Origin of the sequence: Paeniglutamicibacter terrestris (assembly GCF_012271785.1) — a bacterium.
GTDB classification, from domain to species: Bacteria; Actinomycetota; Actinomycetes; order Actinomycetales; family Micrococcaceae; genus Paeniglutamicibacter; species Paeniglutamicibacter terrestris.
The window spans coordinates 163,150-187,203 of record NZ_JAAWVT010000002.1 but is presented as its reverse complement, the minus strand read 5'-3'; the positions used below and the strand labels follow the sequence as shown (position 1 = coordinate 187,203).

Annotated in this window: 24 protein-coding genes; 10 read left to right on the top strand and 14 right to left on the bottom strand. The window is 60.1% G+C overall.

What is annotated here, in order from left to right:
• Positions 1-23 precede the first annotated feature (23 nt).
• Positions 24-1,157 (bottom strand): succinyl-diaminopimelate desuccinylase, encoded by a 1,134-nt coding sequence (gene dapE / locus HED64_RS06605; protein ID WP_168151458.1) that lies wholly within the window; start codon positions 1,155-1,157, stop codon positions 24-26.
• 37 nt (positions 1,158-1,194) lie between these two features.
• On the opposite strand from dapE, the gene dapD reads away from it, so the two are divergent.
• Positions 1,195-2,157 (top strand): 2,3,4,5-tetrahydropyridine-2,6-dicarboxylate N-succinyltransferase, encoded by a 963-nt coding sequence (gene dapD, locus HED64_RS06600; protein WP_168151285.1) that lies wholly within the window; start codon positions 1,195-1,197, stop codon positions 2,155-2,157.
• 109 nt (positions 2,158-2,266) lie between these two features.
• On the top strand, positions 2,267-3,058 hold the full coding sequence (locus tag HED64_RS06595) for a hypothetical protein (protein WP_168151457.1): 792 nt from the start codon (positions 2,267-2,269) through the stop codon (positions 3,056-3,058).
• A 28-nt stretch (positions 3,059-3,086) separates the two neighbouring features.
• Here the strand turns inward: HED64_RS06595 and HED64_RS06590 are convergent, their stop codons facing one another.
• From HED64_RS06590 to fdxA, 4 genes are all read right to left on the bottom strand, one after another.
• Entirely contained in the window at positions 3,087-3,686 is a 600-nt protein-coding gene (locus tag HED64_RS06590; RefSeq protein ID WP_168151284.1) for a hypothetical protein, read from the bottom strand.
• Positions 3,687-3,964: 278 nt separating this feature from the next.
• Positions 3,965-5,248, bottom strand: coding sequence for a citrate synthase (locus tag HED64_RS06585; protein WP_132358497.1), 1,284 nt, complete (start codon positions 5,246-5,248; stop codon positions 3,965-3,967).
• Positions 5,249-5,352: 104 nt separating this feature from the next.
• Complete coding sequence (dapC, locus tag HED64_RS06580) at positions 5,353-6,462, bottom strand: succinyldiaminopimelate transaminase (RefSeq protein WP_168151283.1); 1,110 nt, start codon at positions 6,460-6,462, stop codon at positions 5,353-5,355.
• An 11-nt stretch (positions 6,463-6,473) separates the two neighbouring features.
• On the bottom strand, positions 6,474-6,797 hold the full coding sequence (gene fdxA / locus HED64_RS06575; RefSeq protein WP_132358500.1) for a ferredoxin: 324 nt from the start codon (positions 6,795-6,797) through the stop codon (positions 6,474-6,476).
• 200 nt (positions 6,798-6,997) lie between these two features.
• Here fdxA and HED64_RS06570 point away from each other — a divergent pair, with 200 nt between their 5' ends.
• Together HED64_RS06570 and HED64_RS06565 are read left to right on the top strand one after the other, a co-directional pair.
• Positions 6,998-7,240 carry a putative acetyltransferase gene (locus HED64_RS06570; RefSeq protein ID WP_168151282.1) on the top strand — a complete coding sequence of 81 codons (243 nt, stop codon included), beginning with the start codon at positions 6,998-7,000 and terminating at the stop codon, positions 7,238-7,240.
• 75 nt (positions 7,241-7,315) lie between these two features.
• Positions 7,316-7,876 carry a winged helix-turn-helix domain-containing protein gene (locus HED64_RS06565; RefSeq protein ID WP_245325783.1) on the top strand — a complete coding sequence of 187 codons (561 nt, stop codon included), beginning with the start codon at positions 7,316-7,318 and terminating at the stop codon, positions 7,874-7,876.
• Between the two features lie 106 nt (positions 7,877-7,982).
• On the opposite strand, the gene HED64_RS06560 is transcribed toward HED64_RS06565, so the two are convergent.
• The 3 genes from HED64_RS06560 to HED64_RS06550 all read right to left on the bottom strand — a co-directional run bounded on the left by HED64_RS06560 (position 7,983) and on the right by HED64_RS06550 (position 12,467).
• Positions 7,983-8,375: a hypothetical protein gene (locus HED64_RS06560; protein ID WP_168151281.1), complete on the bottom strand. Its 393-nt coding sequence runs from the start codon at positions 8,373-8,375 to the stop codon at positions 7,983-7,985.
• 28 nt (positions 8,376-8,403) lie between these two features.
• Positions 8,404-10,314, bottom strand: coding sequence for a translational GTPase TypA (gene typA / locus HED64_RS06555; RefSeq protein ID WP_132358508.1), 1,911 nt, complete (start codon positions 10,312-10,314; stop codon positions 8,404-8,406).
• A gap of 386 nt (positions 10,315-10,700) precedes the next feature.
• Entirely contained in the window at positions 10,701-12,467 is a 1,767-nt protein-coding gene (locus tag HED64_RS06550; protein ID WP_168151280.1) for a GNAT family N-acetyltransferase, read from the bottom strand.
• 47 nt (positions 12,468-12,514) lie between these two features.
• On the opposite strand from HED64_RS06550, the gene HED64_RS06545 reads away from it, so the two are divergent.
• A complete protein-coding gene (locus HED64_RS06545) occupies positions 12,515-13,306 on the top strand; it encodes an alpha/beta fold hydrolase (RefSeq protein ID WP_168151279.1) in 792 nt (263 codons plus the stop codon).
• A gap of 74 nt (positions 13,307-13,380) precedes the next feature.
• Here the strand turns inward: HED64_RS06545 and HED64_RS06540 are convergent, their stop codons facing one another.
• The 3 genes from HED64_RS06540 to HED64_RS06530 form a co-directional block, all read right to left on the bottom strand.
• Positions 13,381-14,580 carry a mechanosensitive ion channel gene (locus HED64_RS06540; protein WP_168151278.1) on the bottom strand — a complete coding sequence of 400 codons (1,200 nt, stop codon included), beginning with the start codon at positions 14,578-14,580 and terminating at the stop codon, positions 13,381-13,383.
• 425 nt (positions 14,581-15,005) lie between these two features.
• A complete protein-coding gene (locus tag HED64_RS06535; protein ID WP_168151277.1) occupies positions 15,006-15,701 on the bottom strand; it encodes a hypothetical protein in 696 nt (231 codons plus the stop codon).
• 305 nt (positions 15,702-16,006) lie between these two features.
• A complete protein-coding gene (locus HED64_RS06530; RefSeq protein WP_342590662.1) occupies positions 16,007-16,633 on the bottom strand; it encodes a TetR/AcrR family transcriptional regulator in 627 nt (208 codons plus the stop codon).
• Between the two features lie 105 nt (positions 16,634-16,738).
• Between HED64_RS06530 and HED64_RS06525 the strand changes: the two genes are divergently transcribed.
• From HED64_RS06525 to HED64_RS06505, 5 genes are all read left to right on the top strand, one after another.
• Positions 16,739-17,596 carry an SDR family NAD(P)-dependent oxidoreductase gene (locus HED64_RS06525; protein WP_168151276.1) on the top strand — a complete coding sequence of 286 codons (858 nt, stop codon included), beginning with the start codon at positions 16,739-16,741 and terminating at the stop codon, positions 17,594-17,596.
• A gap of 256 nt (positions 17,597-17,852) precedes the next feature.
• Positions 17,853-18,242 carry a barstar family protein gene (locus HED64_RS06520; protein WP_168151275.1) on the top strand — a complete coding sequence of 130 codons (390 nt, stop codon included), beginning with the start codon at positions 17,853-17,855 and terminating at the stop codon, positions 18,240-18,242.
• Positions 18,243-18,700: 458 nt separating this feature from the next.
• Complete coding sequence (locus HED64_RS06515) at positions 18,701-19,393, top strand: histidine phosphatase family protein (protein WP_168151274.1); 693 nt, start codon at positions 18,701-18,703, stop codon at positions 19,391-19,393.
• Positions 19,394-19,417: 24 nt separating this feature from the next.
• Positions 19,418-19,978, top strand: coding sequence for a DUF3090 domain-containing protein (locus HED64_RS06510; RefSeq protein ID WP_168151273.1), 561 nt, complete (start codon positions 19,418-19,420; stop codon positions 19,976-19,978).
• Positions 19,978-20,745, top strand: coding sequence for an SCO1664 family protein (locus tag HED64_RS06505; RefSeq protein ID WP_168151272.1), 768 nt, complete (start codon positions 19,978-19,980; stop codon positions 20,743-20,745). Before HED64_RS06510 ends, HED64_RS06505 begins: the two co-directional genes overlap by 1 nt.
• 348 nt (positions 20,746-21,093) lie before the next feature.
• Here HED64_RS06505 and HED64_RS06500 read toward each other — a convergent pair whose 3' ends face one another.
• From HED64_RS06500 to HED64_RS06490, 3 genes are all read right to left on the bottom strand, one after another.
• Positions 21,094-21,498, bottom strand: coding sequence for a hypothetical protein (locus HED64_RS06500; protein ID WP_210149336.1), 405 nt, complete (start codon positions 21,496-21,498; stop codon positions 21,094-21,096).
• A 341-nt stretch (positions 21,499-21,839) separates the two neighbouring features.
• Complete coding sequence (locus HED64_RS06495; protein WP_168151271.1) at positions 21,840-22,352, bottom strand: peptide-methionine (S)-S-oxide reductase; 513 nt, start codon at positions 22,350-22,352, stop codon at positions 21,840-21,842.
• A 249-nt stretch (positions 22,353-22,601) separates the two neighbouring features.
• Positions 22,602-23,909, bottom strand: a complete 1,308-nt coding sequence (locus HED64_RS06490) for a hypothetical protein (RefSeq protein ID WP_168151270.1) — start codon at positions 23,907-23,909, stop codon at positions 22,602-22,604.
• Positions 23,910-24,054: the final 145 nt, after the last annotated feature.

Below are 24,054 nucleotides of genomic sequence, written 5' to 3'. Positions count from 1 at the left end.
ACGGCCCGTCGCGCATATGGTCTCTAGAGCTCGGCGCTGAGCCAGCGACGCAGTGCCGCAAGGCATTCGTGGATAGCACCGCGGGTGACGTGTTCATTATCCGAATGGGCCAGCAAAGCATCGCCCGGGCCGAAGTTGACCGCGGGAATGCCCAAATCGGAGAAGCGGGCTACGTCGGTCCAACCATATTTGGGCTTTGGTGCCTGCCCAACCGCTGCCACAAAGGCAGCAGCGACGGGGTGCTGCAGCCCGGGACGTGCACCGCCGGCACCATCGGTGCGAATGATGTCGAAGCCGGCAAACAGCTCAAAAACATGGGCCTCGGCGGCTGCAACGTCCTTATCAGGCGCGAAGCGGTAGTTGACCTCAACCTCACAGGCATCGGGAATCACGTTGCCAGCAATGCCGCCGTTAATGCGGACGGCATTCATCGATTCGCGGTAGTCAAGTCCGTCCACATTCACCGTGCGGGGCTGGTAATCTGCGAGGATCTGCAGAATGGGCGCCGCGGCATGAATGGCATTTTCGCCCATCCACGCACGGGCCGAGTGCGCGGCGACTCCCTTGGTGCGGACCTTGTAGCGGCTGGTGCCGTTGCAGCCGCCCTCCACCGTCCCGTTGGTGGGTTCCAGCAGGATCGCGAAGTCTCCAACGAGCAATTCGGGGTTATTGCGTGCCAGCCGGCCCAGACCAGACTTCGATCCTTCTACTTCTTCGTGATCGTAGAAAATGAACGTGATGTCACGGTTCGGCTCGCTCAGCGTGGCCGCCAGCGCTAGCTGAACAGCCACGCCGCCCTTCATATCCGTGGCTCCACGCCCATAAAGTGTTTCCCCGTCCCACGCGGAGGGGACGGTTCCACGCGAACCTGGCGTGGTGGGAAGGGGCACGGTGTCCAAGTGCCCGGCCAAAATGACACGCTCGGCTCGACCTAACGTGGTGCGGGCCACCAGCGAATCACCGTCACGGTGCACCTGCAACGACGGGATCTTTCGCAGGGCCGACTCGATGGCATCTGCCAGGGCTCGTTCGTTTCCGGAGACCGACTCGATGTCCATCAATGTTGCGGTCAGATCGGCAACATCGCCGTTCAGGTCCAAATTCGTGGCCGAAGTGGCGGTGGGTGTGGTGGCGGGGCTGGGTTTGCTGTGCACAATCCCAGATTAGTACCTTGGCCCACGCTAAGATTGATTCATGACACCGGTAGACAACAAACTTGCGCACGCGCCCACCCAGGACCTCAGAATTGCTTCGGCCCACGGCTTGGCCACGTACGCCTCCGATGGATTGATCCTCGACGTTTGGTTCCCGCAACCAGCTCTCGGCATTCTTGAAGACACGGCACAGATCGAAGGCGATCTTGCCGCTGCGGCCAGCGACGATGCTGACCGCGGCACCACCCAGGGCGTCATCTCCCTAGAAATCAACATCGATGTAGCCCCCGCAGACACCGCGGACGTGTGGCTGCGTCTGCACCTGCTCTCACACCGCTTGGTAGAGCCGAACAACGTGAACCTTGACGGGGCCTTCGGCCTGCTGCAGAACGTGGTCTGGACCAACTTTGGTCCCTGCGCCGTGGCCGACTTCGAACGCACCCGCCTCCGGTTGCGTCACCGCGGCCCTCTGACGGTGTTCGGGGTCGACAAATTCCCGCGCATGCTCGACTACGTTGTTCCCTCCGGCGTCCGAGTTGCCGATGGTGGACGTGTACGACTCGGGGCACACCTGGCCTCGGGAACCACCGTGATGCACGAGGGTTTTGTGAACTTTAATGCCGGCACCCTGGGCGCCTCCATGGTCGAGGGCCGAATTTCGGCCTCGGTGGTAGTGGGCGATGGTTCGGATGTCGGCGGCGGCGCCTCCATCATGGGCACCCTCTCCGGTGGCGGCAAGGAAAAGATTGTCATCGGCGAGCGAGTACTGCTCGGCGCCAACTCCGGCGTCGGCATTTCCATTGGCGACGATTCGGTCGTGGAGGCCGGACTGTACGTCACGGCCGGCACCCGCGTTCAGCTGGGCGACCAGGTGGTGAAGGCCGTGGAGCTCTCCGGTGTCTCCAACCTGCTCTTCCGTCGCAACTCGATCACCGGCGCCGTCGAAGCCTTGCCGCGTGCCGGCCAGCAGGTTGAGCTCAACAGCGTCCTGCATGCCAACTGATGCACACCAGCGAGTCCTAACCATAGGCTCGCAACCACCCGCGGAGCAGCGTCACCGGCACCGCGGTAAGCGGCGTTGGGGCCGCACACTGGTTTCCGTCGTTCTGGCCATGGGGTTGATTGGTGGCGGGCTCTATGCTGCCGTCAATTTCATCGGCTTTGACACCACCGTGGTGCGCGAACAGTGCACTGCGGTGGTCGGATCCACCCAGCACACGCTCTCCCCCGAGCAGGCGTCCAATGCGGCGCTGATCACCGCAACTGCCACCAAACGCGGTATGCCTGCCCGCGCCGCCAGCATCGGCATCGCCACCGCGATGCAAGAATCCAAGTTGACCAACATCGACTACGGAGATAATGCGGGGCCAGATTCACGCGGACTGTTTCAGCAGCGCTCCAGCATGGGCTGGGGCACCGAGGAACAGATCATGAATCCGCGCTACGCCGCGAACCGGTTCTTCCAGGAGTTAGAGACGTTTGACTATACGTCGATGGAGATCACGGCCGCCGCACAGAAGGTTCAACGTTCGGCCTACCCCCTGGCCTATGCCAAGCATGAGGGGCTGGCCAAGGCCTTCGCCTCCGCGCTAACAGGCAATTCCCCTTCCACGCTTAATTGCACCCTGCGTCCCACCGAGGGTGTTGGCTCGAGTGCCACCGTCATAAAGGATTTGAAGGCGCAAACGGGAATCAGTGCTCAGGCACTGTCCGAGGATCGAGTAGGCGTCCCGGTGAAGGGCAAACAGGGTTGGGCCATCGCCCAATGGGCAGTGGCCAACGCCGAAGCACAGCGCACCGTCTCGGTTTCCTACGCGGGACTGGTCTGGAACCGTGCCGAGGGCCATTGGGTACCGGCGGCCACCACCGATGGGTACGTCGTGATCACCCTGGCCGGTTCCTAGCCTTAGCCGCCTCGCCTGCGCTTAATCGTTAGGTCAGCATGGCGATGATGGGCTCCAGATAGCTGCGGAACAACGCCACATCACGCATCAAATCTTGGCTGACGATGACCGTGTCGGGTTCAATAAACCACGCCCGTTGCTCGGCCAGCGGTAGCTCCACCAATTTCAGGTGAAGCGCTCCCACCTCTTCCCCCTCCAGCTCACGCTCGTCAAAGAGCTGCTGCACCAGCTCCAGCCGCACCGTCGTGGTGTTGCGGCAAAACTCCTGGTACTCCCCCAACCGGCGTTGCGTCCAGGTGTAAGCATTGCCGTAGTGCGCCAGCATCAGATGCTGCAGGCTGGGCGAATCGGAGAACTCGGCGAAGTCGGGTTCCGCCTGAATGTCGATGCTCGGATGAGTGTTGGAGATGATCCGTTCCCACCAGCTTTGCCACTCTTGGCGCAGTTCTCCGGCAGATTCCTGACCAAGTTCCTGAGCTGCTGCCGGTTTAACCTTGGGGCTCAGCGCCGAGAGGCCAGCCTGGCCCACCGGCTCGATGGCCGCCAAATCTCTGAAATAGAGCGCCAGCAACATTTCCTTGTGGGTGTCGGCAGACACCACCCAACCAGAACCAGAATCCTGCACCATGTGGGCACACTCGTTTCTTCGTTTCCGCTTGCTAGCTTAAGGATAAGCCCGAAACGCTCCGAACGTTCCAGCATCTTGACGGCAACCACTGCGGCGCCCGGCGCCGTGCTCTCCTGCGCGTCACGACGCGCGCGGGAACAACAAAGGGGTTGGTCGTTTCATGGACACAAGGTCCATGAAATGACCAACCCCTTGGAGTCGATCCGCGGCGCCACACCAGCGAGTCGGCATTTCTGCCTGCTCGTGCGGCACCCACCCGCACCGCGGGAGGTTACGGTTTAGCGGGTCGGGAAGCTGCGCTCGGTTTCCCCAACGTAAAGCTGGCGCGGGCGGCCAATCTTCATTTCGGGGTCCTGCAGCATTTCGCGGTACTGGGCAATCCAGCCCGGCAGACGGCCAATGGCGAAGAGCACGGTGAACATCTTTTCCGGGAAGCCCATCGCCTTGTAGATCAGGCCGGTGTAGAAGTCCACGTTCGGGTAGAGCTTGCGCGAGATGAAGTAATCATCGCTCAAGGCACGCTCTTCGAGGGACATCGCGATGTCGAGCAGCTCGTCGTTGCCGCCGAGCTTGGCCAGAATGTCGTGAGCCGTCGCCTTGATGATCTTGGCGCGCGGGTCGTAGTTCTTGTAGACACGGTGTCCGAAGCCCATGAGGCGGACGCCGTCTTCCTTGTTCTTGACCTTCTCCATGAAGTCTGCCGGCTTCAGTCCATCGGACTGGATCTGGCGCAGCATCTTGAGCACTGCCTCGTTGGCGCCGCCGTGAGCGGGGCCGGAGAGGGCGTTGATGCCTGCGGAGACCGACGCGAACATATTGGCGTTCGACGATCCGACCAGACGCACGGTGGAGGTCGAGCAGTTCTGTTCGTGATCGGCGTGCAGGACCAGCAGCTGGTCCAGGGCCTTGACGATGACCGGGTCCATTTCGTACTGCTCTGCAGCATTGCCGAAGCTCAGACGCATGAAGTTCTCCACGAGGTTCATGGAGTTATCCGGGTAGAGCAGGGCCTGGCCAACGGACTTCTTGTGGGCGTAGGCGGCGATGACCGGCATCTTGGCCAGCAAGCGGATGGTCGAGAGTTCGACCTGCTCTTCATCAAAGGGATCCAGTGAATCTTGGTACCAGGTCGAGAGCGCAGTCACTGCCGAAGACAGCACCGGCATCGGGTGCGCATCACGCGGGAAGCCGCCGAAGAAGCCCTTGAGCTCTTCGTGCAACAGGGTGTGGCGGCGGATCTTCTGGTCAAATTCCTCAAGCTCGGTGGCCGAGGGAAGGTTTCCGTAGATCAGCAGGTAGCTGGTCTCGAGGAAGCTGGACTTCTGGGCCAGCTGCTCGATCGGGTAACCGCGGTAGCGCAAGATCCCCGCGTCGCCGTCGATGTAAGTGATCGCAGACTTCGTTGCCGCGGTGTTCATGAAGCCGGGGTCGTACGTTACGCCGCCTGTCGCCTTCAACAGGGGTGCAATATTAAAGCCGTTGTTGCCTTCCACGGCGGGTACAACAGGGAGTTCGATGTTGTTGCCGCCGAAGCTGAGCTGAGCAGAATTATTTTCCGTCATTGTCTCTCCTAACCGGAATACAGATGAATCCGATGGTCAGTAATCAGTGTCACGCTACCGGTTAGTAGGGTCTGGGCACCAATCGGTTGGTCACTTATAAGTTTTTAGCGAGTAGCATTCAGTCGCTGGACGGCGCTGGCAATGCGTTCGTCAGTTGCCGTGAGCGCGATGCGCACGAAGTTGGCTCCAGCCTCGCCGTAGAAAGCTCCGGGGCCCGCAATGATGCCCAATTCGGCCAGTCGGCCCATGGTCACCCAGCAATCCTCGTCGGCGGTGCACCAGAGGTAGAGGCCTCCGACCGAATCCTCGATGCGCAGCCCGAAGTTTTTCAGGGCCGGAACCAGCGCATCGCGGCGGGCTCGGTATAGCTCTTTTTGGGCCCTGACGTGCCCATCGTCGCTCAACGCTGCAGTCATTGCCGCCTGCACCGGTGCCGGGACAATCATTCCGGCGTGCTTGCGGTTATTGACCAACGCCGGCATCAGGTTCGGTGCACCGGCGATGAAGGCCGCACGGTATCCAGCGAGATTGGATTGCTTGGACAGGGAGTACACCGCGAACAGGTCGCTGTGATCCCCTCCGGAAACCGAGTCGTGCAGGATGCTTGGCACACTCGCCTCGTGTTCGCCCCAGCCGAGCTCGGCGTAACATTCATCCGATGCCACCACGGCACCGAGCGAACGAGCGTCATCAACCAGTGCCTTGAGCTCGGCGGCGCCACGGACAATGCCGGTCGGATTACCCGGGGAATTAACCCACACGAGCTTAACGCGGGCACGATCCTCTGCCGAAAGATCCGCCAGTGAGTCTGCGGCGATCGAATCGGCGCCGGCCAACTGCGCACCAATGTCGTAGGTCGGGTAGGCAACCAGTGGGCGGACCACTAAGTCACCGGCGCCGAGACCCAGCAAGAGCGGCAACCAGGCAACAAGTTCCTTGGAGCCCACGGTCGGCATGACGTCATCGATACTCAGGCCGGTAACGTCCCGGCGGCGCTCGAACCAGGCCACGATGGCTTCGCGGACCGCTGGGGTGCCGTGAGTCGTCGGGTAACCGGGAGCATCCGCTGCATCCCGCAGGGCCTGCTTGATGATCTCTGGCGTCGGGTCAACGGGGGTGCCGATGGAAAGGTTAACCGTCCCGCCCTCGTGTGCCGCGGCACGTTCGGCATAAGGGGCGAGGGCATTCCATGGATAGTCAGGAAGCGTCAGCATCGTGTCGGCGTTCAGCTCTGGTTTTGCAGCGGAAGGACGGAAATCACCGCGTGGTCGATGCCCATGTTGCCGAGCTTTGCCGCTCCACCGGGAGAACCCACTTCGTCGAAGAATTCAACGTTGGCCTTGTAGTACTCGGCCCACTGCTCCGGTACATCGTCTTCGTAGTAAATGGCTTCCACCGGGCACACCGGTTCGCAGGCGCCACAGTCAACGCATTCGTCTGGATGGATGTACAGCGATCGTTCGCCTTCGTAGATGCAATCCACGGGGCATTCTTCAATGCACGCCTTGTCTTTGACGTCGACACATGGCTGGGCGATGATGTAAGTCACAGTACCCCGGGGCCTTCCTTCACTACGGAACATGATCAGTTTGTTCATGCTGCACGCGGCTATGCATGCTTCTCGTCAGCTTAGTACGAATGCGCTTTATTTGCCGCTTTCCGAACCCGATCGATGGCGTAATGTGTCATCACTCACGCCGGTTTTTTACTCCACGTGTCGGGTGTGTGACATCGGCCTAGAATCATGGAATGAGCACCGATATTTTCGCAACGATAGAGACTGGAATGCGCGTGGTCATTCGCTACCGTCTGCCGGTCGCAGAGCAGGGAAACGCCGGCGAACAATTCTCCGACGCCTTAGGAGTCCTCCTGACCGTCAACGAGGCGCAGATCACCGTACAGACTCGAACGGGTCAGGTTTCCATCGAGCGTAAGAGCATCACGCACGCCAAGGAAGTGCCTCCGGCACCGCAGCGACGCGGCCGCCGCTGATCCGGCCCGCTGGCACCAAACGCCGAGCGATTTGAAAGTTTCAATCAGTGGGCTAATTTCCCGTATGCTGATTTCATGGCCACTGATGAAGAGGTACAGTCCCGCGCTCGGGCACTTAGCTCCCCGCTGCGTCTGCGAATCCTGCGACTTTGCTTGCATGAATCACGTACCAACAAAGAGATCGCGGATCTGCTGGACATCAACCCGGCAACGTCGCTACACCACGTGCGCACGCTACTCTCCAACGGCTTCTTGGAGGCCGAGGAAACCCGACGCGGCAATCGCGGCGCGAAAGAAGTTCCCTACCGCAGCACGAAGCTGTCCTGGGGCACCAAACTCCCCGATGCTGCGCCCCTGCTGGTTGATACCTTCCTGCAAGAAATTGACGGACTCTCGCCACAGGAAATTAAGGTCATCCGGGTTGGGCTGAAGCTCAACGAGGAAACGCAGAAGGAAATGATGTCCCGCATACATGCCGTGATCGAAGATTACGCGATGCGCGATGCGGCTCCCGATGGGGTCGCCACCTCACTCTTTGTCGCTCATCACCTGGATTTGAGTTCCACGCCGCCGACCTCGAACCATACCGAGAGCGCCGAGAGCGCCGAGAGCGCCGAGAGCGCCACCAAAGCCTGATACACAGATAGGGCGCCAGCAGAGTTTTTCTGCTGGCGCCCTATTTGTGCAGTGCTATGGGTGGCGGCATTTCACCGCATCGTCCATCAGGATCGGATCTGTAACCTCAGTCCCGTGCCGCGGATGCGGCCCGCAAGGTCTTGGAAGCCAGCAGGATCGCCACGATCACCGGAATGATCATGCCATAGACCCACAGACCACCGGCAAGAGCCGGGCCTGGCAAGGCGCTGAAGAACTGCGTGGAAACAATCAGCTGATTGTTTCCATCGAGCGTAAACAACGCCACAATGACGTACGTAATCAGCCCGGCTAGCGCACTAACCCACAGCTTGCCTCGCACCACCGCGACCCAGTAGGTCAGCGCACCGGTGAGGATCAGTGCAAGTACCGCTCCCCAAGGAATCGGTACGTCCCCCACGTAGGCCATAGAGGCGTGCAGGACTGTGCCCACAACCGCGGCCAGCGCCCCGGCCGCAAATGCGGCCAAGACGCTGTACACGGTGGTGGCTACGGAGCCTGGTGCCTGATTAGTTCTTGGCCCGGGCACGGTTCGACTTGGCGCGGTCGCCGGCGTTCAGGATGAGCTTACGGATACGGATTGCCTCCGGGGTAACCTCAACGCACTCGTCTTCGCGAGCGAATTCGAGGGACTCTTCCAGAGTCAGGTTACGCGGCGGGGTCATGTTCTCGAAGGTGTCCGAGGAAGCTGCGCGCATGTTGGTGAGCTGCTTTTCGCGGGTGATGTTCACGTCCATGTCATCGGCGCGTGAGTTCTCGCCGACGATCATGCCCTCGTAGACCTCGGAGGTCGGTGCCACGAAGAAGGACATGCGTTCCTGCAGCTTGATCATTGCGAACGGGGTGACTACACCGGAGCGGTCAGCCACGATCGAACCGTTGGTGCGGTATTCGATCGGACCGGCCCATGGCTCGTAACCCTCGGCCAACGAAGCAGCAATGCCTGCACCGCGGGTGTCGGTGAGGAAGCGGGTACGGAAGCCGATCAGGCCACGTGCCGGAACCATGAATTCCATGCGGCACCAGCCGGTACCGTGGTTGGCCATGTTGGTCATGCGGCCCTTACGAGCTGCCATCAGCTGAGTTACGGCGCCGAGGTATTCCTCGGGTACGTCGATGGTCATGTGCTCCATCGGCTCGTGCAGCTTGCCGTCGATCTGCTTGGTAACAACCTGCGGCTTGCCGACGGTCAGTTCGAAGCCTTCGCGACGCATCTGCTCAACGAGGATGGCCAGAGCCAGCTCGCCACGACCCTGTACTTCCCAAGCATCCGGACGCTCGGTCGGGAGGATGTTCAGCGAAACGTTACCGATCAGTTCCTTGTCAAGACGGTCCTTGACCTGGCGAGCGGTAACCTTGGCGCCCTTGACCTTGCCGGCCAGCGGCGAGGTGTTGATACCGATGGTCATCGAGATGGCCGGCGGGTCAACGGTGATCAGCGGCAGCGGCTTCGGGTTTTCCAGGTCGGTGAGAGTTTCACCGATCATGATGTCTTCGATACCTGCAACTGCAACGATCTCGCCCGGTCCAGCAGACTCGGCCGGAACGCGGGTCAGGCCCTTGGTGGCCAGCAGTTCGGTGATCTTTACGGTCTTGAGCTCGCCGTCCTGACGGGCCCAGGCAACCTGCTGGCCCTTGCGCAGGGTGCCGTTGAAGATACGCAGCAGTGCCAGACGACCCAAGAACGGGGAAGCGTCAAGGTTGGTGACGTGTGCCTGAAGGACTTCGCCCTCGGTGTAGGTCGGTGCCGGAACGTGCTTGATGATGGTCTCGAACAGCGGCTCGAGGTCCTCGTTGTCCGGCATGGTGCCGTCAGCAGGCTGGTTCACCGAGGCGAAACCGGCCTTGCCCGAAGCGAAGACGATCGGGACGTTCAGAACCTTATCCAGGTCCAGGTCCGGGGCTTCATCGGCGAGGTCCGAGGCCAGGCCCAGGAGCAGGTCCATGGAGTCGGAGATGACGCCATCGATGCGAGCATCGGCACGGTCGGTCTTGTTGACCACGATGATGACGGGCAGGTTGGCTACAAGTGCCTTACGCAGCACGAAGCGGGTCTGCGGCAGCGGACCCTCGGAAGCGTCAACCAACAGAACAACGCCGTCAACCATGGACAGGCCACGCTCGACCTCGCCACCGAAGTCAGCGTGACCCGGGGTGTCAATGATGTTCATGGTCATCTTGTGACCCTTGGCAGCCGGACCTTCGTAGAACACGGTGGTGTTCTTGGCCAGGATGGTAATGCCCTTTTCGCGTTCCAGCTCGCCAGAGTCCATCACGCGGTCTTCGGTTTCACCGTGGCTGTCGAATGCACCGGTCTGCTGGAGCATTGCGTTAACCAAGGTGGTCTTGCCGTGGTCAACGTGCGCAACGATGGCTACGTTGCGCAGGTCTTCACGAGCGGTGATGGTGGTATCTGACATGCGAAAAGGCTCACTTCTTCTAGAGAATTTTGGGTCTCGGGGTTCGGGGCCACGACTGACCCAAAACACTATTCTAGTACGTCTGGAAAAACTGACGGAAATCGTGCCGAATCTCACCCGAGGTTGGGACCATCTTTTGGTCGCCCAGATCACCGCCTTGCCGGCGGATGACGCACCCTACCCCTTGAATTTACGCGGAATTCGTTCCCAAAGCTAGAGCTGAACATCACACGTGTCAGATCCCTCGAATTCATCGCGGCGAACTGTGTCAGCAGGCGAAATGCACCCATTTTGCGTCATCGAAGGCTCCATCGGGCCGCGTCGGGACACTGCGATAGCACCTCAAGAGAATGAATCTGGCACCGTACGCATCGCAAAAACTTCAATCACAGCACGCGCTTGAGCCCCACGTGCGTATTCTCGTAGCCGAGCCGAGAGTAAAACTGTTGGGCGCGGACTCGAACCTGCTCGGTGGATATCTGAGCCAGCGTCGCACCGCGGGCTCTTCCGTGTTCATGAGCCCATTCGAGCATCGCCGTCCCAACACCTCGGGAGCGTTGGCCGGCGGCAACTCTGAGCCCCTCGATCTGCAGTCGGGCGGCTCCCCCACGTGATAGCCCCGGGATGATGCTCAGCTGCATGGTGCCGATGATCCGCTCGGCCTCATCACGCACGACGGCCAGGTACTGCGATGAATCACGGGCGATGGCATCAAAGGAGGCCTCATAACTTGCGTTCTGCGCACCCTCCCGGCCGCCTCCGATCTCGTCATCGGATAACAATTGCACCATTGCCGGGATATCCACTCGGCTGGCCCGCTGAACCCGATAGATGCGTCCGCCCAACCGTAGTTTGCCTCCGACCGAAGCGCGCGCGGCGGAGCTGAGCCTCGCCACCAGCATGTCCAACCACGTTCCTACGTGATCACGAGCCTGATCGGTGTCCGGATAGCGGCAACGCAAATGCAGCCCGGAATCGTTGAGAATAAACCACAGCATCACCCCGTCGGTCTGGATTGAGGCACCGACGTATTGGGCATCGAGACCGCGCGCGTCGATCCGCACCGGCAGCCGGCGCAGATCCAGCCACGAGATGGCGAACATGCCTGGAGCTTCGGGCATTCCGCCCCACGGAGTCAGCACCTCTTGAAGAGGCCAGTTGCCCAGCTTGACGGCCTCACGCACGGCTTGGGCGCACGCCCGAGGGTCTTCATCGGCGGATTCCAAAACGGAGTTGGTGATGAACCAACCCACGGAGTCGTTCCACATGGCGTCGTAGCGACTGTGCACCGGGAACACCGCGCGCAACGGAACACCTGCCAGTTCCTTGGTCACCGCCGTCATCGCTGACACCACCAAGGACAGCGTGGATACACCGTCCTCGCGGGCCTGGGCCGAGAACGCTGCAGCATCATCAACGTCCAACACCTCACGCACCTCTACCCGCTCGGCCGTTGGAGTCGGCGGACCCAGCGAGAGAGGGAAACGCGGCATCACCTCGCCGCTAGCCGCCAAGACCTCTGCCCACCGACGATGAACTTTTTCTGGCGCGGGACCCACACGGGTGAGCGATTTGGTGTGCTCGGCGAAGGTTGGCACCGGCGTCAATTGCGGTTTCATTCCTGCTTGGACGGCAGAAAGCGCGGATAGCAGATCACGGGCCAGCACGAGCATCGACCACATATCCCCATGTGCATGATCCCCCGCAATGATCACCGTGGGACCTGCGGCAGTCTCCAACACGCAGAGGCAATGCGAGGGTTGTGAGTACGGCGAGCAGGCAACGTCGAGCACCTCACGCAGCGCGTCGTTCACTGCCTGCCCCGGGTTCAGCTGGTGCGAGATCCAGTCACCGCCGTGCACCTCGACTTCGTGAAGTTGGGGTGCACCGTCTTCACCTGGGGTGAATACCGAGCGCAGGGTCCCATGCCGACTAATTACCGCTAGCCATGCTTCGGAAAGCTGGTCGCGGGGCACCGGTGCGGGGAGACGGAAGGACAGCGCCATCCACGATCCGGCACGGTCGCCGGCCCCCACGTGGCGTCGCTGATCGAAGGACACCGGCAGCGCTGCTCCCAGCTGACCGACGGTCACCTGGTAGCTCAGCAGTCGGCCAAAAGGCAGGCGCAGATGCGCAATATTGGTCAGCCGCATGTCGGATATCCTATACCCGGGAATGGCCCGAGAGTCGAGGAGTCGCCATGTCGAAATTCAATGTTCCCGATGCCGGGCTTGACGTCGAACTGAGCGACGAGGGAGGCCACCCGGTCATCCAGCTTCACGGACTCACCTCGAGCCGTCGACGCGACCGTTTGTTGGGTCTGGATCTGGGTCGCGGACTCAGTGGGACACGCCTGCTGCGTTATGACGCACGCGGCCACGGTCTTTCTTCCGGGCGAGCCGTTGCTACCGACTACAGCTGGCAAGTTCTGGCCGATGACCTCCTGCGGCTGCTCGACCACTTCTTCCCCGGTGAAAAGGTGCACGGGGTGGGCCCCTCGATGGGAACCGGGACGCTGCTACACGCCGCGGTGCTTGACCCTCAGAGGTTCAGCAGCCTGACGCTGATGGTGCCGGCTACCGCATGGGCAACCCGGGCCGCGAAGGCGGAAGAATACCGCGGCGCCGCCGATGCGATCGATGCGCAGGGAGTCGCAGCATTTCTTGCCACAACGGCTCTGGCCACTCCTCCCCCGGCCACCGTGGGCGTGCCAGAGACCGTGCCCGATGTCCCTGATGCCGTCCTTCCAGCCCTTTTCCGCGGTGCGGCCCTGAGCGATCTCCCCACGCGCGAGCAGATCGCCGGGATCACCGTACCGACCACGGTGCTGGCGTGGATCGGTGACCCCGCCCATCCGGTGTCCACGGCAAGCACACTCGTCGAGCTGCTGGTCAACGCGACTCTCGAGGTGGCGCATACCCCCGAGGATGTTGCTCGCTGGCCCGGGATTTTGTCCCATGACGTGCAAAAAGCACGGCTGGCAGCGGGATAATTTCCCCGTGCCAGCCGTGCCTTGCGAACCTATTCGGCTACTTTCTCACCGAGCGGTTTCCGGCTAACTAACTCTTAGCCGAGCGGATCGATTGGAGCCGAGTGTGTAGCCGGTGGCTGCTTGTTCTCCACCTTCTGCAATGCCCGAGCTGCCGCATCGCGACCTCCCAGACCGAAGGCCAGAGCTGCTGCCAGTGCCCCGCCAATAACAACGGCACCGAATGCCATGTTGATGATGGAGTCGGCCAGGCCCATGTACTTCAGACCCATCGCGATGAAAAGCACGATGGTGGCCCAGCGAATGATGGTGGCCGCGGTCCCCGGACCGACGATGGACACCACGATGTTGGCGATGACAAAGCCGGCGGCAATGATCAGTCCGCCGAACAACACGTTTCCTGCTAGGGCGAGAATCTGGTTCAGGATGTTGGTGACCTCGGGGAAGTTCATCAGACGTGCTGCCATGATGCCGAAGAACAGCATGATGGCGATTTTCACCAGCGTCGCGATAATGCTCGAGGCACTCTTATCGGCAGGAACGATGCCCCACTTATGGACCACCGAGTCGGTGCCAATTCCCTCGAGCGTGCTTTGAAGGATGGTGCCAACAAACTTTGCGATCACGTAGCCGATGGCCAGCAAGATCAGGGCTGCCACGATTTGCGGAATGGCGTTCATGATCATGGTCAGCATTTGCTGAGCCGGGTCGGAGATGGCGGCAATTCCTAGAACCTGAAGGGCGCTAATACCGACAACGATGATGATGATGGCGAAGAGCAGATTGCCGATGATGCCAATGATCTTGGCGTTTTGTTCACGAGTCTCTTGAATGCTCGGTTCGACTGCCCCGCGCTTCAACTTCGAGGTTAGTTTGCCGAAGTCGACCGCTCCAAGTGCGGTGGTCACCAGCTGCCTGACGATTTTGGCAATCATGTAACCAATGAAGAAGATGATGCCTGCGCCAATGAGGTTAGGGATGAATCCCATGACCTTACCCAGCAGATCTTGCACCGGTGCTAGTACCTCGGAGAGGGCAAACACCTGAAGAATAGCTACCAGCCCGAAGAGCCAGATGATCAGTGCTGCAACCTTCCCCAATGATTCCCCCACTTGTGCCCCGTCGTTCCCCTGACGTTGCAATCCTTTAACTCGCCCAACGAGTTTTCCAATAGCCCATTTGACGATCTTGGCCAGTAGCCAAGTCACCAGCAAGATAATTACAGCAATGACAACTTTTTGCGCCATGCCGGCCCAATCGAAACTTTCCATATTCATGAGAAATCCTTCAGTTGGTGGAAACGTGCCTTAAACCGCCGACCATCCTTTCCTAAAATCGATCTGACTATAGACAACATCTTCCACAGCTCTATGACAAGCACTGCTGGCGCCAACGGCATGTGGTTCCGCCTGCGGTTGAGTCGCACGCACTACTGTTTCGGCACCATTTGCAGATGAAACATGCGGATTTGCTCGATGATGCATCGTTTTCATGTCTAATCGAGTTTTATTGGTCGAATTTTCGGTTTGGGCAATTCGCACATCGCCCCAAGTCATTACCGAACATTGCTCCGCTTTTGGGTCCCCCGGCGATTAAACGACGAAACCCCCTACAGTTCACTAAACATGCCGTGAACTGAAGGGGGCTTAGCTATCCACCGTCGGAGCGCTCCCTCAGGACGGTGAAACCCAAGCGATGTGGCCTATCTGGACCACGGAACGTAGTGGGAGCGGCCTTCCCATGAACCGTGCTCGGAGAGCGGTCTAAAGCGCAACGTCGTAAATTCGTGGTGGAAGTCGCGGCGCTCGCGTTCGGTCATCGCTTCGGTATGACGGCGGGCGGCCTCACCATCGTCACGACCAAAAACCATCCCTGTCATCGCGCGGGTGCTAGTCCAGATCGAAAACGTTGAAACGCTCCGTGGCGGTCGAATGGCGGCCATGGCAAGGGTGGCTTCGGGGTGGTCCCGGATCTGACGTTCGACGGGGCGCCCCCAACGGATAAATCGAGGCAGTTCGGGCAGACGCATGCGGGCCAAGGTCACGGCTACCACTGGTTCACCAAGTTCTAGGTGTTCCGCCCCATCTGGTTCAAGGAGTAGTTCGTGCACTTCACCCCAACGGCGTACAAACTCGAGCCTGACATGCCACCCCTCGTTCAACGTCCGACCAAACGGATGATGGGCCAGAAAGTCTTCGAGCGCTGCCTCGTCCTCCCATTGCGCGAACACTGCGATACGCCGTAGCTGCATCCTGCGTGGGGAGATCACCGCCGCCCCCAACTGCATTCCGGCAAGCACTTCGATGTGGCGTAGGCCAGGAGCTTTCGGCGGACGTAGGAGCCCACCGGCTGCCTTGAGCAGTGGAATATGGGCGAGATGAAACGAGTAGATGCTCATGAAGCAGCCACGCGTGTCCGATTATTCATCTCCTGATCCTCACAGCGGTGAGGTGGATAGGTCAAATGGCACCAGAACATACCAAACACAATGAGACTGGTGTCTCGAAAGTGGGGCTAAATCGAGGGGCAGGGTGGATTTTTGAGGCCAGGGAACACGAGCCATCTCTGACGCGAGCACCAAGAGGTCAATGTACTAGGCGTCCACAGCGGGTCGCGGCAAGCGAGAACACGGCGGTCACGAGCAGCGAAAAGATCACCGGAATGCCAACCTTCGTTTCGTAAGTCCACACCTAAAGATGCTCCTCAGCGAGGTCGTAGGCCTTTCAGCACCATGTCGAGCACGCCGTCAGCGAAGGTTTGGTCAAGTTCGCCCGTTCGCAAGAGCCAACGATGGAAAATCGGCCCGAACAGGAGCTCAACAGCCAGCCCTGCATCCACGGATCCGTCGACTTGACCGGCGCGAATGCCGATCTTGATGCGCTCTGCGCACGCATCGAGTTGCGGGCGGAGCAGTCGACGCACGAGTTCCTCGGCGACCACAGTGTCGGTCTGGATCTCTGCGGTCACTGCACGCTGTAGCCGGTCATTAGCGGGTTCAATCAGCGTCGCTACAGTTCCCCGGAGAACCAGCCGAAGATCGGATTCAAGATCGCCGGTGTCTGGCAGGGCGACCCTACCCTCTTCCTGGGAGTTGACCTCCAGAATCGCATCGAAAAGCACGGCAGCCTTCGAATGCCACCATCGATAGATGGTCTGCTTGCCAACGCCTGCTGCGGAAGCGATTCCTTCGATGGTCAACCGGGTGTAACCCACCTCGGCAACGAGGTCACGTGTGGCAGAAAGGATGGCCCTGCGGGCACGATCACTGCGCCGGGAAGCATCAGGCCCCAGCGCGGCGGAGGGCGCATGGCCCGAATCCAAATAGTTCACGAAAACACTGTACGGGATAGCAAGACGAGACGTACCGTCTTGACCGACCTAAAATGTTCGACTAGCCTGACGAGACGCACCGTATCGCCGAAGGGGAAACTCATCATGATTCATGCATCACGCTCCGCTCGCACCTGGCTCATCACCGGAGCCGGCCGCGGGCTCGGACAGGCATTTGCGCGGGCCGCTCTGGATCAGGGCGATCGCGTCGTCGGAACGGTTCGCCGTCCAGGAGCACTGGCAGATTTACAGGCAAGTCACCCCACCGCGGTACGGGAGATCCTGCTCGATGTCCGTGATGCCTCGGCGGTCACTGCTGCAGTAGATGAAGCGGCGACGGCCTTCGGTGGCATCAACATCGTCGTCAACAACGCGGGCAGCGGGCTCGTTGGAGCCGTCGAAGAGCTCGATGAGCAGCAGGCCCGCGATCTTCTCGATCTCAATCTATTTGGTGCCATGTGGGTTTGTAGGGCAGCAATCCCACATCTTCGTTCCGGTGGTGGTGGCGATATCGTGCAAATTTCGACAGTCGGTGCCATCGGCTCCATGCCGACGTTCGGCCTATACAACGCGAGCAAGTGGGCGCTCGAAGGTTTCAGCGAGGCACTGGCTGCCGAGATTGCACCATTCGACATCCGAGTGACCATCGCGCAACTTGGTGGATTTGCCACCGATTGGGCGGGATCGAGCATGTCGTTTGCAAATCCAAAACCGGAATACGATGATCTCCGCAATACCCTGTTCGGAACCACGGAGATCCCATGGCCGGTAGCCGATCCTCAGGCGCAGTCAACAGATGCCGACCCGCGCACTGCGGCCGAAGCATTGGTTGTACACCTGGCACAGCCCGACCGTCCCCTTCGGATACTGATCGGTGATGACGCGAGGGGGCAGGCAGCTCTGGCCTACACCGCCCGCCGAGATTCCTACGGCGAAGACCGGGACTTCAATTGGCCGTCGTGAACGTCGAGGTTCCGGCACAGGATCTAACGCACGTACGCCCCAGACGGGAAGGCTGCTATCCCGACGAACCAACTTGGAACCTTTTCGCCCCTGCTCACCGAGCCGAGCTGCCTCGGGCAAGACACAACATACGCTGTTCACCGCGCGGATCGTCAAGTATCGGCGCCCAGCTCGGCTCGGAATTCTCGAGCGGATTAAGCCGCAAGTGCATAATGTGGTGTACGAACTTAACCAGATAGGAGATGGGCACCGTCCGATGAAAAAGTACCGAATCAACGGTGCTGAGGTAAACGGCATCTCAGACCTCTACGAGCAGTTCAATCGAGAACTGATGGCAGACCAGCACTGGAGCCTCGGGTCAAGTCTGGATGGGTTTAATGACATTCTCTACCGAGTAGATAGCGAGATCCGCGCGGGGAATCCGGCAACGTTTGTTTGGATTGACCACGCTCACAGCCGTGATGCGCTCGGATTCTATGAGACTCAGCGGTGGCTTCAGAGCAAGTTGTCCCAGCCGAGTTCCTTCAACCAGCAACGAATCCAGGCCGATCTCGACGAGCTGCGGAACGGACTCGGGAAAACGTACTTCGAAATCATTCTCGAGATCTTCGCGGATCACCCGCTCATCGACCTTGAACTGCGATAAACCGCCAACGTCCTCTCTTCGATTCAGTCGATCAGGGCGAAGTCGAGGTATAAACCAGCGAAAAGACTGAGCCTCGAAAATGGCAAAAGTACGAGACCTGTTCGCTGAAGAAAAGAAGAACCGTGCAGTCTTAGAGTGCGCATGATTCTTCGCGCATAACTGGGCGATAGCGCGGATCGCAGAAGAACATGACCGGGACGATGTCGCTGGTAACTCACTCAGCGCCCTCGTTCGCCGATGGTTTAGCATTCCTCTTCAGTCCACGCCTAGGAGTACACGACGCGGGCTAGGGCTCGAATGGGTCCACGGATCGCACGCTATCCAGACGCAGGACGCGCGTGAATGCATGATGCGATCAAGTGGCTACACCCGAACCGATGAGCAGTCATGGGTCATCAGCTCGGTGACACTTGGCTTCTGGACTGGGTTCCTCGTGGTCGGGTGGTTAGGCTGAGTGGATGGCAACAGTTATTCTCGTACGGCACGGACGCACCACAGCCAACGCAACCGGACTACTGGCAGGACGGGCCCTCGGCGTCAGCCTGGATGCGACCGGGCGAGACCAGGCTGCGTTGACCGGACAACGGCTCGCGCGTGTGCCTCTAGTCGCAGTGGTCTCGAGTCCTTTAGAGCGTTGCCGGCAGACCGCCCAGTTCCTCCTCGATCGCCAGAGCGGCTCGCCGGATGCCCCAGTTGACCTCGATCTCACCGAGTGTGATTACGGCCAATGGCAGGGCCGTCTGCTCAGCGATCTCGCGACCGAGGATTTGTGGCCGGTAGTCCAGTCGCAACCGTCCGCCGTCGTTTTTCCCGGAGGCGAATCCATGGCCGCGATGCAGGCTCGGTCGGTGGCCGCCATTCGACGCCACGATGCCGCATTTGAAGCCGAGCACGGTCCCGGGGCTGTGTGGGCGGCAGTGAGTCACGGAGACGTCATTAAGTCGATCCTCGCTGACGCGCTCGGCATGCACCTTGACCTGTTCCAACGTATTAATGTGGGCCCGGCCTCGGTATCAATCGTGCGCTACGGCCCGAGTCGTCCGAGCGTCTACGCGACCAACACCGATGCGGGTGATCTATCGTGGTTGTCGGCCAACATCCCCTCTGGCGATGCGCCGGTGGGCGGCGGTGCGGGTCACCAGACACCGTGATGCTGATGCGCCTAGAATATTGATATGACTACACTTGTTCACGAGTTTTCTTGGCCCGATCGTGTCGTCGTCGGCACCATTGGCCTTCCCGGGGCGCGCACGTTCTACCTTCAGGTGCGCGCCGGGAAGCAAATCGTGAGTATTGCGCTGGAAAAGCAGCAGTCGGCTCTGCTCGCGGAGAAGATCGACGAAATTCTCGACGAGCTCATCACCGTCGACAGCAATCCCTTCAGCATTCCCACGGGCACTCCCCCCGAGCTTGTTGACAATGATCCGCTCGAGGCCGTCGCGGAGCAGTTCCGCACCGGGGCCATGAGTCTGGGGTGGGACCCCGCCATGGCCCAGATCATCCTTGAGGCTCATCCCATCGCCGATGACGATGCCGACGCTGCTGACAACGACGAATCGCTTCATGAGGGCAGGGCTAATGAGCCCGAAATGTTGCGCGTGCGCATGCCGGTCGGCAGCGCCCGAGCATTCGCCAAGCGCACCCGCGAGATCGTGGATGCGGGACGTCCCATGTGCCCACTCTGCGGTTACCCCAAAGACGCGGACGGACACATCTGCAACGTTCCCGAACTCTGATGCCAACCCCAGATCTGGTGGCCGATGAACTGGTGCTCACCGGCCGCATCACAACGGCGTCAAACGCTACTTTTTTGGGCAGCATCGGAGAGGTCACCGTCGTCTATAAGCCAATAGCGGGCGAAAGTCCGCTGTGGGATTTTCCTCAGGGAACGCTGGCCCACCGAGAGGTGGCCGCATACCTTGTCTCGCAGGCCTTCGCCTGGGGCGTCGTGCCCCACACCTGGCTGCGCGATGGTCCACTGGGTCAAGGAATGGTGCAGCTTTGGCAGGAGCAGGATCCCGCCCAAGACGCAGTAACCCTGATCGCGGCCGATAATGTTCCGGCGACGGGGTGGAAAGACGTGCTCCAAGGACAAGATGAGAACGGACGGCTGGTCGCCCTCGTCCACGAAGACACACCAGAGCTGCGACGCATGGCGGTGTTCGACGTCATCGTCAACAACGCGGACCGCAAAGGCGACCATATCCTTGCCTTGACCGACGGACACCGGCACGGCGTGGACCATGGGCTCACCTTTCACCGTGACCACAAGCTGCGCACGGTGCTGTGGGGATGGCGGGGAGAGGCTCTCACCGCCGATGAAGAAGACGGCATAGATCGTGTCAGCGAGGCACTGCATGGTGAGCTCGGCCGAAAGTTGGCGGACTTGCTCAGCGTCGAAGAGATCGCATCGCTTGCCGCACGCTGCGCCCAATTGCGCTTGGCAGGGCGGTTTCCGGCTCCGAGCGGTGATATGCCGGCGGTTCCCTGGCCATTGTTCTAAGGGAATGACGGCCACGTGCTTCGCCGTCGGTGCCACGTTGAATCGTCCTCTGGGGCGCGTCCGCGGTGCGGATACCACGCCAGAAACGAATGGTGCCTCTAAGTTCTGACCGACTTTGATTGCGGCCGCGGTCTGCGTCGCGCCTTCAGTATGCAGCAGAATGTTGGCTGCATCGAGATGGCGGCCGCTGGATAAAAGCGCATGGACTTCACGAGCACCTGTCCTTGGCGGCCATCGCATGAGGTTTCATGCGGGGACGGATCCACACCTTGAAGCGGAACTTCACCACTTTCCCACGTGGCGACATCTCCGGTGACTGAACGGCGCACCCGTCCGCACCTCTGACGATCACCTCAGCGGTGCCGCGTAAATCCTCGTGGCAGGCAATTCGTGCCAAGTGAGCGAGATCGCGCCGGGTGTTGATCTAAGCGCTCCGACAAGCGCATCGGCACCATCTTCTACCGAGTCAAACCCGTCCTCGCCTGCAGATGCCACAACGATGTGCCAAGCTCCGTCGTCAGCTGGCGCAGTGACTGCGACCGCGAAACCACCCCGGTAGTACCGGCTTACGCCGTCCGGGGCATCACCGTTTAGATCATGTTTGAGGGATTTTAAGAATTCCTGCACCGCATTTGCCGCGTCCGGGCCACTGATAGCTGCATGAACCTGAACGGAGGTATCCACACCGTGCGGCCAGTCTCTATACCAGCTATCAGACGGCTGGAATGAAGCAACTACAAAATCATCGCTCATTGCGTATCCTTCCCGAACACCACAGGGATGTGAACGTAGCCCCGCGATCATGGCTAAATACTAGCGCTGCGTTGGTATTCCGTACGTAGTCCGTCCATTCGCGGTGGCCGAAATTTCAGGGCAGAGTGCCAGAACTCCCAACCGCCTTCCCCTAAACACCGTCAGCAAGGTCGGATCGTGGTGAAAGATCCACCTCAGTTACGTGTGTGGTCACGCGCTTTGCTTGCTGATGCACAGATCCCACGCATGTCCGCCGCAGGCAAACTTAATTGGGAAGAACCTAGACGTTCAATCGGAACTCCGCCATATTCCGGCACACAACAACTTCTTGCTGATCATCACTAGCGACCTGCTAGATCAACATCACTCTGGTACTTAGTCAGTTGTTCCACGGGAAGATGACAGGAATCCTCGGGGAAACGTGCCAGCCGATCCTGATGTTCCTCGGCGCTTCGCACATAGTTAGCCAGTGGCAGCACCTCAACGGCGATTCGGTGAGCGTCGTCTCTCTCCGCGATGAAAGCACGCGCCTCTTCGAGGTGGGTCTGCTTGTTGGAGTAAAGACCAGTCCGATACTTCTGACCGAGGTCTGGTCCCTGTTTGTTGAGGCTGTACGGATCAATAATCTCGAAAAGATAGGCCATCAGCTGCTCGACACTCACAACCGACGGATCGAATCGTGTTCGCACGCATTCCGCGTACCCGTCGTAGGCGCTGTCGAGACGCTGGCTGGTTCCGTTGGCTCTTCCGGCCTCGGTGCTCGTCACCCCGGGCAGCGTAGCGATGAAAGCCTGCACGCCCCAGAGACAGCCGCCTGCCAAATAAAGTTCCTCAACCACTCGCTCGGCATCCATCTACCGATCATACTGCCGCCTAAGCGACGATCGTTCCGGAGCGAAGGGAACTCGAGTACAACGGCTGCCTCAAGTTCAGGCAGGATATCCGCGGGCTACTCGATACACGCAAGCGCAGATATGGCCCCGATTGCCAAGCAAACGGGGCCATACCTGAAACGCGCGCGGAGAGGCAAAGCCCAGTAAAGCTAGACGTTGAAGCGGAACTCCACGACGTCGCCGTGGATGAATAACCTCTGCTACACCGGACTATTTCTCTACTATTACCTCGCTGCCGGTCTCCGGCACGCCTTCCGTCTTTGCTTCTCGATTCTTCCGCTTGAACAGCCCTGCGACGTTCCCACCGACCGAGCCCGCCGTACCGGCAATGGTGCCGCCGATGCCCTTGACCTTGGTAAGCGCTGCCGGCTCATCCGGGATCCCGTCCCCGTCGATGTCTACGCTCCGAAACTGGCGAGTCACCGTGCTGGCTGCGTTTGCCATGCCGGCACCCGCTGCGACAGCCCCCGTCGCGACGCCGCCACCAACGGTGCTGGCAGTATCGGAGATCCAGTTTCCCGTCGCCTTTGCTGCGTCTTCCAAGGCAGCGAGAGCTCTGTTCGATTCGTCTTCCCGGTCATCGGTGTCAGGATTCGTCTTGGCCGTGACGGCCAAATGTGCGGGGAACATGTCTGGGGCGTCGGCAAACGCGGCCCGGGCCGCGAGGATGACTTCTCGACCGAATACGAAGCGCGTGACGCCTCCTGCCAAGGCTCCAACTCCGTACTCGATCGTTGCCTGCTGCTTTTGACTCAAGTTCTCGCGCACGGTGTCCAGCTGCCCCGTTTGCATGGTCCGAACCAAGCTCTGAGCTGCTCCCCCAGGGAGCGTGTCCGCGAGCGTGCTCGCCCAATGGGACCAGTCCGTGCGGCCAGCTGCGATCCTGTTGCCGACGCCGACAACACCTCCGGATGAGGCATTCGAGAGGTCCGCAGCCATCGTCGCGATCTGCTGCTGGCTAACGCGTTCGTTCGACAATCCGTAGACAAGGGCATGAGCCTGGTCCTGGTCGAGGTCCATTCCGTGAATGTCGGCTATTGCGAGTCCGAAGATCGCGGTTAGTTCGAACTGCAGCTGCTCATCGCCCGCAGGGAGGAGCGCCGCCGCTCGCAGTGCGCCGTTCTTTGCGGTGCCCAGCGCCACATTCTTAGCAGCTTGCTTGGCGGCTTGTTTCGCAGCAATTTTCACAGCTTCCTTGCCGGTCTTCTTCGCAGCCTGCTGGCCCGCGCTTTTTACGCCGGCTGCTGCGGCCCCGACACCTGGAATCATCGCTATGCCGATATCGGCCGCGATCACGCCTGCGGTGATGAAGGCACCGGCAGTTGTGATAGACGTACCGTAGTGACGCTCGAGCATTTGGATCACTTCAGCAGGGGTGGCTTCCGGATTCCGGCGGCGGATCCTCATGATGTACTTGCGAGCGATCGAATGACGAGCACTGACCGCCTTCGCGATGTCACGTGCTGCGTCCTCGTCGACCAGCTCCGCTTCCATCGTGATGGTCTCGATTGCAGCCATCGTTTGCTCCTCGCTAGTTGAATCTCTCCGGGACATTACGAACCCGGATGTTGAGCTGAGAGTCCGCCAATGCCCGGCGAACCCAACTGCGATTGTATTCGGGGATAAAGCATTGCCAGGCCGGGACACGTTCAGGATCCAGCGA